The organism is Spirosoma rhododendri (assembly GCF_012849055.1).
GTDB classification, from domain to species: Bacteria; Bacteroidota; Bacteroidia; order Cytophagales; family Spirosomataceae; genus Spirosoma; species Spirosoma rhododendri.
The window spans coordinates 4,547,578-4,562,707 of sequence record NZ_CP051677.1; the positions used below are offsets into that span (position 1 = coordinate 4,547,578).

Genomic DNA, 15,130 nt, shown 5'->3' on the forward strand with positions numbered 1-15,130 from the left:
TTAAGGTTTGGTGTCTGACAACATTAAACAACAAACCTTAAACTTTAAACCAACAATTAGGCTTTCTGCTCGACGGGAGCCAGGACGGCTTCGCGACCGACGCTGTAATAGGTGTAGTTCATTTCGCGCATCTGGTCGATTTCGTACACGTTACGACCGTCAAAGATGACCTGATTTTTCATCAGCAGATTCATCTTGTCGAAATCGGGGGTGCGGAACAGCGGCCATTCGGTCACGATCATCAGCGCATCGGCATCGTCGAGTGCCGCGTACTGCGTGTGTGCGTAAACAATGCTGTTGCCCATGATATTGCGCACGTTCTCCATGGCTTCGGGATCGTATACCGTTACCTTGGCACCGGCTTCCAGCAGGGCCCGGATGTTGTCGAGAGCGGGTGCTTCCCGAATATCGTCGGTGTAGGGTTTGAAAGCCAGACCCCACACAGCAATGGTCTTGCCTTTCAGGTCGTTGCCGAAGTGGTTCATCACGTAGGGCAGCATTTTCACTTTCTGGCTGTCGTTAACTTCCATCACCGACTTCAGTACTTTGAAATCGTAATCGAAATCTTTCGCCGTTTTCGCCAGTGCCTGTACGTCTTTCGGGAAGCAGCTACCGCCGTAGCCGATACCGGCAAACAGGAAACGCTTGCCAATACGGCTGTCGGTACCAATACCACGCCGGATGTCGTCGACGTTGGCGCCTGCCCGTTCGCACAGGTTGGCGATTTCGTTCATAAACGTGATTTTCGTGGCCAGGAACGCGTTAGCGGCATATTTGGTCATCTCCGCAGACCGCTCATCCATGAAGATGATAGGGTTACCCTGCCGCACGAGTGGTGCGTAAAGCCGATTCATCACCGTTTTTGCCCGCTCCGATTTGGTGCCGATCACGACGCGATCCGGCTTCATGAAATCTTCAACGGCCACACCTTCCCGCAGGAATTCAGGATTCGACACCACGTCGAAGTCGACTTTGGCATTGTCGGCGATGTGCGCGTGCACTTTCTCGGCAGTTCCTACCGGTACCGTGCTTTTATCGATGATAACCGCGTACTGATTCAGGAGCGGCCCCAGGTCCGACGCTACTTTCAGGATGTATTTCAGATCGGCCGATCCATCTTCGCCCGGCGGGGTCGGCAGCGCGAGGAAGATCACCTCAGCCCCCTTGATACCCTCTTCCAGGTCGGTTGTGAACGTCAGCCGCCCCTGTTCTACGTTGCGGTTGAACAGAACATCAAGTCCGGGTTCGTAAATCGGAATAATACCGTTGTTCAGTTTCTCAACTTTCCGCACGTCAATGTCGACGCAGGTTACCTGATTGCCGGTTTCGGCGAAACAAGTGCCTGTTACGAGTCCCACGTACCCAGTACCTACAACTGCCAGTTTCATATGAACTTGTTATAAATGAGTGTCTTTAATCGATCTGCGTTGCCAGCCGCTCGACAGACTGGCACTCGCAAAAATAGGAGTTTTTTAATAAATGCCCCGTTTACTCACTCCATACTGACTAAACGGTGTCTCCGGGTATGCAATGAATTCCGGTTCGGCCACGAAAAACGTACGGTTTAACGCCTGCCTGATGCACCCGCAAAGAAGGGCATAAACCAAATTATCAGCCGATAGTAGGCTAAATATCAACGAATTGTTTGTTACTGCCGGTATATACGAATACCTGCAAATCTTGACCCATAACAGTTTGCCGCGTCACTTATTTTTTGGATATTAGGGTATTATCACTTCATTAGCAGGCACCTGTACATGGTTAACGAAATTGTAGAAAACCAAGAATTAATAGCGCAATCAGTTCGTGATTTAAGCGAGCGTCTGATCCGCCCAAACGTCCGGCAGTGGGACGAAAGTCAGTATTTTCCCGCCGATCTCTTTCGCAAACTGGGCGAGCAGGGGCTGATGGGTATGCTCGTACCGGAAGCCTATGGTGGTGCCGGACTGGGCTACCGGGAATATGTTGCCGCGATCGTTGAACTGTCACGGGTCGACGGGGCGGTGGGCCTGTCGATGGCTGCCCATAACTCACTCTGTACGAACCACATTCTACTGTTTGGCAACGACGATCAGAAGGCTACTTACCTGCCCCGGCTGGCATCGGGTGAGTGGCTCGGAGCCTGGGGTCTGACCGAGCCTAACACCGGCTCCGACGCGGGTAACATGCGAACTACGGCCGTGCGGGTAGGTGATGACTGGGTGCTCAATGGGGCCAAAAACTTTATTACGCACGGGCGCAGCGGGCAGGTTGCGGTGGTCATTGCCCGGACGGGCGAACCAAACACTCCGCACAACGCCACGGCCTTTATCGTTGAGCGGGGCACGCCCGGTTTTTCGGGTGGTAAAAAAGAAGATAAGCTGGGGATGCGGGCGTCCGAAACGGCCGAAATGCTGTTCGAAGACTGCCGGATATCCGATAGTCAGCGGCTGGGTGCCGTGGGTGACGGGTTTGTTCAGTCCCTGAAAGTGCTCGACGGGGGCCGCATTTCGATTGCCGCGCTCAGCCTGGGCATTGCCTGGGGGGCGTATGATGCAGCGTTGGCCTACGCGCAGGAACGCCAGCAATTCGGGCAACCTATCGCCAGCTTCCAGGGTATCAGCTTTAAACTGGCCGACATGGCGACCGATGTAGAAGCGGCCAAACTGCTGACTTATCAGGCGGCTGATTTGAAAGACGAAGGTAAAACCGTAACAAAGCAATCGGCAATGGCAAAGCTGTTTGCGTCGGAAGCGGCCGTCCGGGTGGCTAACGAAGCCGTACAGGTATTCGGCGGTTACGGCTATATCAAAGATTTTCCCGTCGAAAAATTCTACCGCGACGCCAAGCTTTGTACCATCGGCGAAGGAACGAGCGAGATTCAGAAGCTGGTTATCTCGCGGCAGATATTGAAGTAGACAGTATAAGGAACAGAAAAGAGGTGATAAGAAAGACCGGTTTGCGCTAGCGTCTTTCCTATCACCTCTTTTCTAGTTTATCCAGTTGACGGCTAGACCGTCTTCTGTTGCCCTTTTATCAAGGCTGCAATACCAAGTACGATTACCGCTCCGACGAACGAGGTCAGGATGTTGTCGAGGATACCAGTTGATTTACCAAAAATCAATCCGCCGACGAAACCACCAACGATACCCAGCAGGATCTGAACGATCAGCGAAAACGAGAACCGTTTGAACACGAGGTCAGCCAGCCATCCGGCCACCGCCCCAACGAGAATAGAAACAAGGAAGCCCATAGTAGTAAAGGTGCGTTTATAGGTGGTAAACAGCCATAATAACACCCACAGGCTGGGTTTGTTTAAGTATTCTTTAATCCGATTACGGCCAGCATCCGGCCCGTCTGCCCCTGCTCAGCCCGGTACGAAAAGTAATCGTCGTTGTTTGCGACGGTCGAAAAGGGAGACACCTCGATCTGCGACGCAGGTACCCCCATCGCCAGACACAAATTCATATTGGCCCGTTTCAGGTCGGCGCAGGTGCGGCCCGTTTGCGGGTTAGTACCAAGGAGCGACGCGTCGAACTGGGTAGCTACCTCCGGCCCAATGTCGAACGCGTGCTGATCGATACAGGTACCAATATATATATGGCAGTCGGCGGGTTGGGTACCAAACTGCTGCTGCATCTGGGTGATCGTTTCCTGCACAATCCGCCCGACGGTGCCGCGCCAGCCCGCGTGTACGGCCGCTACGGCCCGCTGCCCACTGTCGTAAATCAGGATGGGTACACAATCGGCCACGGTGACACCGATGAGCAGATCGGATACGTTCGTCATCAGGGCGTCGTAGCCTTCGTACCGACCGGCTTCCGTTACGTGCAGCACCGCCGTGCCATGTACCTGATGCGCCGAGGCAAACCCAAACTCGGTGGTACCGATGGCCGAGAAGAAGCGGAGCCGGTTTTCGTCAACATTAGCCGGATCGTCGGCGGTGTTGATGCCCAGGTTCAATGCCGCGAACGGGGCCGGGCTAACCCCACCGTGCCGGGTGCTTTCGGCAGCAATCAACCCATCAATCGACGTAAACAGACCGGGAACGCGGTAAAGCGGCAGCTGCTGCGCTTCCGCTGGTGTATAACTCAACATAGCCCGAAGGTACGATTTTCCGCTCATCACCCGGCCGGGAACCGCTCATCCAGTTTACCAACCGTTCCAGTAGTTTGCAATGCATAGTACCATCTGTAGCATATATCTTTGTTTCACCAATCAGGAAGTAAATCACAAAAACATAATCAACCACAAAAACACACAACACCATGAAAACGCTCGTCACATCACTGCTCGTTGCCTTCACACTTGTTTCATCGGCTGTTTCGTTCTGCGAAGCCAAACCCATCGTCCGCCCGGTTAAGCAGGCAGCCGCCTATGAGGTGTCTATGTACACGGCAACGAACGGCAACCTTCGCCTGGCGCTCGACAAGCAAAAGGGCGGTCGGGTAACGGTCAGCATGAAAAACGATAAGGGCAACACGCTCTTCACCCAATACGTCGGCAAGCGCGAAACGCAGTCACGGTTTATGTTCGACATCAGCGCCCTGCCCGACGGCGTCTACACGGTTGAAATCTCCAACGGTGCTGAAACCAAAACGCAGGAGCTAACCATCAACACGCCGAAAGAACAACTGCCAGCGCGGCAGATTGCGCTGAACTAAGCTGACTCCCACCTTCACGAATCAAAATCCGCCGGGCGACCGGCGGATTTTTCTGGTTTATGCCCACCCGATTTACAGCTATACGGCCCAAAATGGCGTTATTACAGGAAACGTAACCGATAAGCGCATGGCCAACCTACCACCCCGAAACTACATTCTGCTGCCCCGCACGGGCATTCAGTTTTCCGACGCTACCCCCACCACGCGCGACGCCATTAAGAGCCTCACCGTCGACACCCGCCTGCGCGATGTGCTGGCGGGCGACCTGACCAATGTGGCGGTTGTGCTCGACTCGACCGACGGGCAGGGTGCGAAGCTGGTACAGCTTTCCGAGTCCGAGCTGCCCTTACTGCGGGCGCAACTGCCGGGTGTGCTGATCGTGCCGGAGGTGTTTTATTATCCGCAGCTGTTCCGCGAAAGCATTCGCACCGTTGCGCGACCGTTACAGGGGCAGGCGAAGGTGGCGCTGAAAATTCAACTCGTCGAGGCTAAAACAACGAAACCGGTAGCCGGGGCAACAGTCGTCGCGTTTACCAACTTTGCCGATCGAACGGGCGAACAGGCGACATCGGATGCGCAGGGTGTCGTGTCGTTCAAGAACATAACGAACCAGAAAATCGACCAGTTGTACGTGTACCCCAAAGTGGGTTACTGGAGTTACTGGAAGCAGAAAGTAACGCTCAAAACGGGCGACAAACTACCGATTCAGCCCGTCAAGCTCGATTATCAAAACGCCAAATCGTTTTTCTACCCTGCCCCGGCCGACGGCGAACCGAACGGCAGCGGCCTGACAGTGGGCGTTATCGACACGGGCGCGGGGCCCCATCCGGACCTCAATATTGCGGGCGGAGCCTGCACCGTTACGGGCGACGATCCGAAAGACTTTGCCGACGTCGACGAGCATGGTTCGCACGTGTCAGGCATCATTGCCGCGCAGGGCACACCCCCGACCGGCGTACGCGGTATCGCGCCCGGTGCCACACTGCGGGCGTATCGTGTGTTTGGCCGCAACAGCAACGGTGCGTCGAACTTCGCGATTATCAAAGCCATTGAGCAGGCCGTGGCCGACAAGTGCGACCTGCTGAACATGAGCCTGGGTGGTGGGCCGGTGGACACGGCGACGCAGGAAGCCATCACCTTTGCGTACCAGAACGGCACGCTCTGCTTCGTGGCAACGGGGAACGATGGTCGGCAGCCGGTCAGCTTTCCGGCTTCGTTTTCGCTGTCGCTGGCGGTCAGTGCGATGGGGCGCAAAGGCACGTTCCCGGCCAACACCACCGACGCGCCCAACGTAGCGGCTCCGTTTGGCACCGACAAAAAGAATTTTATCGCGGCTTTCTCGAACGTCGGCTCCAGTGTCGACTTTACCGGGCCGGGTGTCGGCATTGTGTCGACGGTGCCGGGTGGGTATTCGCCCCTGAGCGGTACGTCGATGGCCTGCCCGGCCGCAACGGGTATCGCGGCACGGCTGCTGTCGGGGCACCCCGATCTGGTTAAGATGCCACGCAATGCCGCCCGGTCCGACGCGATGATTCAGCAGTTGGCAAAGTACGTTCGCCCGATGGGTTTTGGCCCTACGTTCGAGGGAACCGGGATGCTGCTTCTGCCCGACGGAACGACCCCACCAACCGTTTCGTAACCAAATCGGTTAGTGGGGCTGTCCTAGGTGAGCAGGGCTGTTAAGTGCTAGTCTGTATACCCCCCAGCCCCCTAAGAGGTTGTTTGGGGAATGATTTTTCGAGTCAAAAACGCATTTTTTGTCATCCCGACGCAGGAGGGATCTTCGCTAGAAGCACGAAAATCGCCTGTCACCGGAGATCCCTCCTGACGTCGGGATGACAAAAATCTGTTCCCCAAACAACCTCTAAAGGGGGAGCATTCCGCGAATGAACCGCTCCCCCTTTAGGGGGCTGGGGGTAAACGGGCCGAAGAAAATTTGGCAATAGACAACACCAATTCAAGAACTTAACACCACCCCCGGCAGAACCCTGCCGGGGGCAATGCTCTCGCTTAACTACCTACCCGTATGGCACGTTACCTGCTGGCATTCAACGGCCCCCTCCCCCTACCACCCGACGACCTGCGGCTGATTGGGCAGCAGGCTCAGCTACTCGACACGTCCCGCCGGACGGTTCTGGTTGAAACGGATGCCGACCACCGCATCCACAAACTGGCCAGCCAACTGCCCAACTGGACTATCAGCCCGGAGACAATAACACCCCTGCCAACCACCCGACCAGCCATTCGAAAGGGAACAAACGAAGGCGGCAGTATAACCTAAACCAGATTTATTTATACCTTACAAAGCCAACAGACACATATCAAGTCAATTCTGCCGTGTCGATTATGGCTCTCCTACAACCCATGACTACTTCCCCACCCTTTGCATCGCCCGTAGCCTGGTCCGATGCAGGTCAGCATACCGATATCTGGTCGGACCTCTGCCAGACCCTGCTGCCTCCCTACATCAACACCTGTCGCTGGTTTGCCGGAAAGGCGCGTCAGCAAACGGGCTTGCAGATGCGGGCGGTTATGCCGCTGCTTATCGATGCCGAATCGGGCAAAGTGGCCTACCTGACCATTCTGACCGTCAGCTACGCCGATGGTAACCCCGAAAGTTACCTGCTCCCCCTGTCCTTCGTGTCGGATCGGGCTACGAAGGAGCGGACCTTCGGTGTGGCCGACGTACCCGACAAGGGGCGCATCGGTGAGGTCCAGTTGGCGGGTAAGGCAGGGCTGCTCATCGACGCGATTTACGACGAACGCTTCCGCAACGCGCTTTTCAACGCCATCTACGACAACCAGACAATGGCGATGCCGGAGGGGCAGATTCGGTTTCAGCGGGGGCAGGGGCTCGACGAAGGCGACCGGTCGCTACCATCGCGGGTACTGCCCGTCGATTCGAGCAATTCGGCCATGACCTTCGGCGACAAATACTTCATGAAGCTGTACCGCAAGCTATTTCGTGAAACCAATCCGGAGGTCGACATGGTCGCGTTTCTGACGGACGTCGGTCAGTTTACCCACATCCCGGCCTTTGGCGGCAGCTTCGTTTGGGAACGCGACGGCATTGCCGACGTGACCCTGGGCATGGTACAGCGGATGGTACCCAACGATAAAGATTCGTGGGGACAAACCGGCGACTACCTCAACGATTTTCTTTACGCCGTACCACAGCGACTGTTCACGATTCGGGAAGACGTGTTTGAGAAAGCGGAACTGCTGGGCCGACGAACCGGCGAAATGCACAACGCCCTTTACAATCCGACTGCCAGCGCCGACTTTGCCCCCGAGCCTTTCACCGACGAATACCGTACGTTTATCATCAACCGTTTCGAGTCGTTGCTCGAACAGCGGTACACGTTGCTGATTGATCGCTATACCGAGCTGGACCCACTGGCTCAGCGGCTGGCGTGGGTGTTTATGGAAGCCCGCGAGATGATCGAAGCCTTTATCAATGACTTCCGCACGCGTCCGCTGGGGTCGCTCCGCACCCGTATTCACGGCGATTACCACCTGGGGCAGGTGTTGGCAACGGATACTGATTTCGTCATTATCGACTTTGAGGGCGAACCCGAAAGCAGCATCACCGACCGCAAGATCAAGCATTCGCCCCTGAAAGATGTAGCCGGTATGATTCGCTCGTATCACTATGCCGTTAGCGCCAAGCTGTTCAATTCTGCCGAAACCGAAGACCTCGACCCGGCTTATCTACAACGTGTTTCCGACCGCTGGTTCCACCTCATCCGCGACACGTACCTCGACGCGTATTTCGACACCTTCGGCAGTCCGCACCCCCTCTTCAGGAACAACAACGAGATTAACTTCCTGCTGCTGATCTACCTGCTCGAAAAAGCGGTGTATGAGCTGGGTTACGAAATAAGTTATCGGCCGTCGTGGGTAAAAATTCCATTGAAAGGCATCATCGACGTCGTTACGGAGATCGAGAAAATCCGGCTCAGCGACGGCGTCACGCTCTCCCCCGACATTCCCATGCTGCAAAAAGGGCTGTTGCGGTAGGGCTATATAGCCTGACGAATGGGTGTAGCCTGGACGTCCACGTCCGGGTGGGCGCGAGAGCGACCAAAAAGCTGCCGCCTGCACAAGTTGCCCTGACGGGCACCCGGACGTGGACGTCCAGGCTACACCCATTCGCAGGGCTACACCACTAAACATCACAAACCTATGTCCACCCTGAAGAATCACGTCATCATCATCACCGGAGCCGGGTCGGGCATTGGGCGGCAGTTGGCCATACAGGCTGCCGCAACGGGCGCGCCGGTCATTGCCACCGACATCAACCTCAATGGGCTGGCCGAAACCAACCGGCTGGCGGGTGGTGCGGTAACGACCCGCCAGCTCGACGTGTCGGATGCCGCATCGATTCAGCGGTTTGCCGACGAAACGATTCCGGCGCTCGGCAACCGCCCGCTGATACTGGTCAACAATGCGGGCGTAGCGCTCAGCAGCGGCCCCTTCGCCACGACGGAGCTGGACGATTTCGAGTGGCTGCTCAGCATCAATCTGTGGGGCGTCATCCGCATGACAAAAGCCTTTCTACCGTATATGACGGAGCACAACGCGGGGCATATCGTCAACCTGTCGAGCGTGTTCGGGCTGGCGGGGGTGATGAATCAGTCGGCGTATAGCACGGCGAAGTTCGGCGTTCGGGGGTTCAGCGACGTGTTGCGGATGGAACTGCTCGACACGCCGATCAAGGTAACGTGCGTACACCCCGGCGGCATCAAAACCGCCATTGCTTCCAGCGCCCGGCAGGGGAAAAACACGCCTGTTACGGACGCGATGAAGCAAAACGCGGTCAGCAGCTTCGAGAAAGCCGCCCGCACAACGCCCGACGAGGCCGCCCGGCAGATCTGGCGCGGGGTCGAACAGGACAAAGCGCGGGTGCTGATCGGGGCCGACGCCCGGCAGATCGAGTGGCTGACGCGCCTGCTGCCAACCCGCTACGTGCAGATTATTCGCAGCAAGATCGAGCGGACGTTCAACACTGAAGGCTGAGTTTTTTCTAACTTTCCGCCCGATCCTCGGGTTCACTACGTATTCCGAATCGTTACCTAATGGCAAAACGTACGACTAGCACTACTCAAAACTACGCGCAGCCCACGCCACCGGCCGACGCTATACAACCCGCTTCGTCGGGCGAAACCAAGCCGAAACCGGCCCGTAAACCCAAACCAAAAACCGGAGAAGCCGCCCCCATCGACCCAGCTACGGTGATGTCGCCGGGCCTCGACGCGCCCACGGCTCAACTGCCCGGCGTGGATTCGCCCAGCGTGGATTCGCCCGGCCAGCCTACCCCACCCCCACCGGCCGAAATGCCTGACCCAGTGCAGGAGCCAGTTCCGGCAACCGATTCGCCGGCACCAGCCCCTGAATCGGCCGGATCATATTCCCGCTTTACCGACTTCGACGTTCACCTGTTCCGGTCGGGTAAGCACCAGCGGCTGTACGAAAAATTTGGCTCGCACGTCGTTGAGCACAACGGTGTGACGGGTACGTACTTTGCCGTTTGGGCTCCTTCGGCCCGTTACGTAGCCGTCATTGGCGACTTCAATGGCTGGAACAAAGGCAGTCACTCGATGGCCGTACGGTGGGATTCGTCGGGCATCTGGGAGATTTTCATACCCAACGTCGGTCGGGGTACTGTCTATAAATACTTCATCGTCCACGAAGGTGGGCGCGAACTGGAAAAAGGCGATCCCTACGCTCACTCGTGGGAAGTTCCGCCCAAAACTGCGTCGGTAGTCACAGACACCTACTACGAGTGGAACGATCAGGACTGGATGGCAAACCGGGGTGCCAAGAACTCGCTGAACGCCCCGATTTCGGTGTACGAAATGCACTTGGCATCCTGGCGTCGTGATCCGGGCAACCCTGAGCGCGAGCTGAGCTATGGCGAAATCGCGGATGCGCTGGTGCCTTACATACAGGATATGGGCTTTACGCACGTCGAGTTCATGCCCGTCATGCAGTATCCCTACGCACCGTCGTGGGGCTATCAGATCACGGGTTACTTTGCACCCAGCAGCCGATTCGGCACGCCCCAGGAGTTTATGCACCTGGTTGAGCGCCTGCACCAGGCGGGTATCGGCGTGTTGCTCGACTGGGTACCAAGTCACTTCCCCGGCGATGCCCACGGCCTGTACGAGTTCGACGGCTCGCACCTCTACGAACACCCCGACCCGCGCAAAGGCTACCACCCCGACTGGAAGAGTTATATCTTCAACTACGGTCGGCCGGAGGTGCGTTCGTTCCTACTGTCGAACGCCCTGTTCTGGCTCGACCGCTGCCACGCTGACGGACTACGGGTCGATGCTGTTGCGTCGATGCTCTACCTCGACTATTCGCGCAATGCCGGTGAGTGGGAACCGAATATGTTCGGTGGCCGCGAAAACCTGGACGCGATTTCGCTGTTCAAGGAAATCAACGAAGCCGTTTACGCAGCTTTCCCCGACACACAGACCATCGCCGAAGAATCGACTTCGTTCCCGGGCGTATCGCGGCCCCTGTACACGGGCGGTCTTGGCTTCGGCATGAAATGGATGATGGGCTGGATGAACGACACGCTTCGCTACTTCGAGCGCGACCCGGCCTTCCGCAAATTTCACCAGAACGAACTGACGTTCAGTACGATATACGCGTTCACGGAGAACTTCATGCTGCCTCTATCACACGATGAGGTGGTGTACGGCAAGCATTCGCTGGTCGGCAAAATGCCGGGCGACGAATGGCAGCGGTTTGCTAACCTGCGGCTGTTGTTTTCGTACATGTTTACCCACTCAGGCACCAAACTGCTGTTTATGGGTGGTGAATTTGGTCAGACGGAAGAGTGGAAATACGACTCGAGTCTCGACTGGCACCTGCTGCAATACGCGCCCCACAGCGGTATGGCGGCCTGCGTTAAGGCACTGAATCAGCTTTACCGCAACGAGCCGGGACTGTATGACCGCAACTTCACGGCCAACGGCTTCGAGTGGATTGATACGTCGGACCAGGAAAACAGTGTGATTACGTATGCCCGGAACGGCAACCGCCCGGAAGATACGTTGCTGATTGTGTTGAACATGACGCCCGTTCCGCGTCATGGCTACCGCATTGGCGTACCGACGGGTGGCACGTACCACGAGATTTTCAACAGCGATGCTACTGAGTTTTACGGCAGCGGTGTTACCAACCCCAACGCAATAAACTCGGACGAGCAAGGCTGGCAGGGCCGGATGCAGTCGCTTCAGCTAAACATTCCCCCGCTGGGAGCCGTCGTGCTGAAAATGAAGTAATCTTTTGGACAGGATTACAGGAATAATAAGCTTGAAATTTAAGCGCACCGATTCGCTTGCTGGCGGATCGGTGCGCTTTTTACTAGAAAAATCCTGCGAATCCTGTAATCCTGTCCAATACCCTATCTTTGCCCCCTCAATCATCTCATTACGCCTGAATGAAGAAATTTTTGCTGGCCGTCTGCCTGCTCGGCACGGTCACTTCCTTTGCCCAGTCGCCCGTATCAGCGCGGCTGAGCAGCGGTTATGACCTCGGCATGGGTTACTCGACCAACCGCTACAATCCGTCGATTCAGTACTATCAGTTGCTTAATATCGGCGAACGCAAGCTTGTCTCGCTGGGCTGGAACTTTCGGCTGGGCGCTTTCTACGGCGACAACATCGACTGCTACACAGCCCCCGCCCGCCTGACGCGCGAAAAAACAGGTTTCAGCGCGCTGGGAGCCCCGCTCGTTCCGGCCAATATCGATACCCTCCGTTTCGATTTTGTGTCGATGACCTCGGCCAGCATCGGTGTTCGGGCACAGATTAATTTGGGGCGGGTCGAGCTAGGCGCAAGTGCCGATCTGGTGGGCCTGACGCTGGGCCGCACCCGCACCGGCCGTGTCACGTCGTCGACTGGTCGCTACCGGGTCGACTCAACGACAACCTCACCATTTACGGGTGCCAACGCCGATCAGTCGGCGCGGCCCTCGCGGCTCAACGCCCGACTGCTGGGCGACAATAACCTAGGCACCTTATCGACTGACGTGTATGCCCGCATCCGCGTCAGTCAGCGCGTTGGTATCAAGGTGGGCTACCAGTGGCTAACCTCTGAAGTACGGATGAGCAACCGGGACGTCATCGCCGACAACGACCGCTTCCGCAATCGCTCCGGCCTGGCCTATCTGGCCGTCACACTGCCGATATTTCAATGATTGAATGAGTGAGTGACGGAATGATTGAATAAAAGCAGGATGCGCCAGCCTATTCAATCATTCCGTCACTCACTCATTCAATCATTATACCTCAACCGGCTTCAAATCGAAGTAAGTCTCGAAAATGGCGGCTCCGACTTCGTTGGTCTGGGTTTGGAAACTATCGAGGTACTGATGTAGCCCTTTCTTGAAGATGTCGGTGGTTTCGGTGAATTCGATCTCCGTACGCAGTTTACTCAGTCGGCGTTCGGCTGCGTTGCCGAAACCGTTGGTGATGTTGTTGCCCGATATTTCGTAGAGCGACAATTCGGCCTGCCGGATGCAATGGGCCACCGACCGGGGGAATGCCTTGCTCAGAATCAGGAATTCGACAATGCTGGTGGGCGTCAGTGCCCGGTACTGCTGCCGGTGCATGTTGTAGGCACTCACCGATTTCAACACGGCCGACCAAATCATCAAATCGAGCGTTGACCCAACGGCTTCCACCTGCGGCAGCAGCGTAAAATACTTCACATCCAGAAAGCGCGACGTTTTGTCGGCCCGCTCTAGGAAGCGCCCCAGCCGCCCGAAATGCCACGCATCGTTCCGCGTAATCGTCGCGTCGATAATGCCGTAAAACAGCTGAATGGCGTTTCTGATCTCGTTAAAATACGTCTGTGTCTGCGTTTGCTCCTGCTGCTGCCGGGGGTCGGTATCGCGCACCATCAGGTAAAACTGATTGAGGTGCTCCCACATCTCCTTGGAAATAACTTCCCGGATCGTCCGGGCGTTTTCGCGGGCGTTGCTCAGGCACGAAATAATCGAGTTGGGGTTGCGCTTCTCAAACGTCATAAACTGGATCACGTTCTCCCGCGTCGGGGCGTCGTAGTACTTGTCGAACAGGTGGTTATCCGCCGTTGCGATCAACAGTGGCTCCCATTGCTGGTTGACGGTCGGGGGCAGATCAAGCTCCAGATTGAAGTTGACGCTCATAAAACGAGCATAATTTTCAGCCCGCTCAATATAGCGGTGCATCCAGTAAACAGAGTTGGCGACGCGGCTCAGCATAGTGTCAGCTAGTTAGGGATAACGGAGGGGTATCGACAAAAATAGGCTCTGGCGGCTATTTTACAAGAGTAAAGGCGATATGCCCGTATCTTTATCTGGATTCACCCTGAATCGATTTATTCGTTTCCTATTCCCAATCTGTTCCGTTATGGTATCGTTTTACACGCTGCTGACGATGAGTCTGCTGGCCTTCTCAAGCCTCACGGCAGCACCTGCCCCTACCCCCGCCAAGCCTGGCACGAAGCTGTACGAAGTGCGTATTTACCACCCAACCCCCGGCAATTACGCCAACATTGTCGACCGGTTTCGACAGTATACAACCAAGCTGTTTGAGAAACACGGCATGGAAAACATCGGCTACTGGACGCCCACCGACACCACCGACAAGCGGCTCATCTACATCCTGGCCTACCCCGACCGGACCGCCCGCGACGCGTCGTGGAAAGCGTTTGGCAGCGACCCCGACTGGAAAGCGGTGGTCGCCAAGACAGAAGCTAACGGGAAGATCGTGGCTAAAGTCGACCAGATTTTCATGAGCGAAGCCGACATTTCGCCCGCCCTCAAGCTCAAAAAAGCGTCGCCCACCCGCGTGTTTGAGATGCGTACCTACTTCCCCGCTCCCGGCAAACTCGCCGACCTGCTGAGCCGCTTCCGCGACCATACCATCAAGCTGTTCAGCAAACACGGCATGACGAATGTCGCTTACTGGCTCACCGAGGACAAAGACGCTGACGGTCAGTCGAAGCTGGTGTATATTCTGGCGCACCCCAGCGAAGCGGAAGGCAAACAGCATTTCGACGAATTTCGTAAAGACTCAAAATGGGTGAAAGCCAAAGCCGACTCCGAAAAGAACGGCTCACTCACGACGAAAGTCGAATCGGTGTACATGGTCCCGACGGACTACTCGCCGATTCAGTAGTTCTGACCTGTGATTGCCTGAACTGTGATTCCCGCTGATTGCACTGATGGACTGTGATTACTCCCTTTTTCTGAATCAGCGAAATCACATAATCAGCGGGAATCACAGTTCAAGACGTCTTGAACTGTGATTCCCGCTGATTGCACTGATGGACTATGATTACTTCTTTCTTTTAATCAGCGAAATCAAAGTAATCAGCGGCAATCACAGTTCAAGACATCCGAACTGTGATTCCCTTTTCTGAATCAGCGCAATCACGAAATCATATAATCAAGACAATCACAGTTCAAGACCGAAACAATCATA

13 protein-coding genes are annotated in these 15,130 nt (G+C 56.0%); 9 read left to right on the forward strand and 4 right to left on the reverse strand.

The annotated features are described in order from the left end of the window. Positions 1 to 56 precede the first annotated feature (56 nt). The gene (locus HH216_RS18890) at positions 57 to 1,388 is read right to left on the reverse strand and encodes a UDP-glucose dehydrogenase family protein (RefSeq protein WP_169552214.1); all 1,332 of its coding nucleotides are present in this window, start codon (positions 1,386 to 1,388) and stop codon (positions 57 to 59) included. A gap of 369 nt (positions 1,389 to 1,757) precedes the next feature. Between HH216_RS18890 and HH216_RS18895 the strand changes: the two genes are divergently transcribed. After that, positions 1,758 to 2,897, forward strand: coding sequence for an acyl-CoA dehydrogenase family protein (locus HH216_RS18895; RefSeq protein WP_169552215.1), 1,140 nt, complete (start codon positions 1,758 to 1,760; stop codon positions 2,895 to 2,897). Between the two features lie 92 nt (positions 2,898 to 2,989). On the opposite strand, the gene HH216_RS18900 is transcribed toward HH216_RS18895, so the two are convergent. Together HH216_RS18900 and pgeF are read right to left on the reverse strand one after the other, a co-directional pair. Continuing rightward, the gene (locus HH216_RS18900) at positions 2,990 to 3,232 is read right to left on the reverse strand and encodes a GlsB/YeaQ/YmgE family stress response membrane protein (RefSeq protein WP_169552216.1); all 243 of its coding nucleotides are present in this window, start codon (positions 3,230 to 3,232) and stop codon (positions 2,990 to 2,992) included. A gap of 62 nt (positions 3,233 to 3,294) precedes the next feature. Further along, positions 3,295 to 4,077, reverse strand: a complete 783-nt coding sequence (gene pgeF, locus HH216_RS18905) for a peptidoglycan editing factor PgeF (protein WP_169552217.1) — start codon at positions 4,075 to 4,077, stop codon at positions 3,295 to 3,297. A 170-nt stretch (positions 4,078 to 4,247) separates the two neighbouring features. Here pgeF and HH216_RS18910 point away from each other — a divergent pair, with 170 nt between their 5' ends. From HH216_RS18910 to HH216_RS18940, 7 genes are all read left to right on the forward strand, one after another. Further along, positions 4,248 to 4,643, forward strand: coding sequence for a T9SS type A sorting domain-containing protein (locus HH216_RS18910; RefSeq protein ID WP_169552218.1), 396 nt, complete (start codon positions 4,248 to 4,250; stop codon positions 4,641 to 4,643). A gap of 127 nt (positions 4,644 to 4,770) precedes the next feature. Next, positions 4,771 to 6,282 carry a S8 family serine peptidase gene (locus tag HH216_RS18915; protein WP_169552219.1) on the forward strand — a complete coding sequence of 504 codons (1,512 nt, stop codon included), beginning with the start codon at positions 4,771 to 4,773 and terminating at the stop codon, positions 6,280 to 6,282. A gap of 387 nt (positions 6,283 to 6,669) precedes the next feature. Next, on the forward strand, positions 6,670 to 6,924 hold the full coding sequence (locus HH216_RS18920; protein ID WP_169552220.1) for a hypothetical protein: 255 nt from the start codon (positions 6,670 to 6,672) through the stop codon (positions 6,922 to 6,924). 83 nt (positions 6,925 to 7,007) lie between these two features. Continuing rightward, the gene (locus tag HH216_RS18925) at positions 7,008 to 8,663 is read left to right on the forward strand and encodes a putative maltokinase (protein WP_169552221.1); all 1,656 of its coding nucleotides are present in this window, start codon (positions 7,008 to 7,010) and stop codon (positions 8,661 to 8,663) included. 165 nt (positions 8,664 to 8,828) lie between these two features. Beyond that, positions 8,829 to 9,662: an SDR family NAD(P)-dependent oxidoreductase gene (locus HH216_RS18930; RefSeq protein WP_169552222.1), complete on the forward strand. Its 834-nt coding sequence runs from the start codon at positions 8,829 to 8,831 to the stop codon at positions 9,660 to 9,662. Positions 9,663 to 9,979: 317 nt separating this feature from the next. Continuing rightward, entirely contained in the window at positions 9,980 to 11,941 is a 1,962-nt protein-coding gene (glgB, locus tag HH216_RS18935) for a 1,4-alpha-glucan branching protein GlgB (RefSeq protein WP_169553443.1), read from the forward strand. 158 nt (positions 11,942 to 12,099) lie between these two features. Further along, the gene (locus tag HH216_RS18940) at positions 12,100 to 12,858 is read left to right on the forward strand and encodes a hypothetical protein (RefSeq protein WP_169552223.1); all 759 of its coding nucleotides are present in this window, start codon (positions 12,100 to 12,102) and stop codon (positions 12,856 to 12,858) included. Between the two features lie 84 nt (positions 12,859 to 12,942). On the opposite strand, the gene HH216_RS18945 is transcribed toward HH216_RS18940, so the two are convergent. After that, entirely contained in the window at positions 12,943 to 13,905 is a 963-nt protein-coding gene (locus HH216_RS18945) for an alpha-E domain-containing protein (protein ID WP_169552224.1), read from the reverse strand. A gap of 148 nt (positions 13,906 to 14,053) precedes the next feature. On the opposite strand from HH216_RS18945, the gene HH216_RS18950 reads away from it, so the two are divergent. Further along, on the forward strand, positions 14,054 to 14,824 hold the full coding sequence (locus HH216_RS18950; protein WP_169552225.1) for an NIPSNAP family protein: 771 nt from the start codon (positions 14,054 to 14,056) through the stop codon (positions 14,822 to 14,824). Positions 14,825 to 15,130 lie beyond the last annotated feature (306 nt).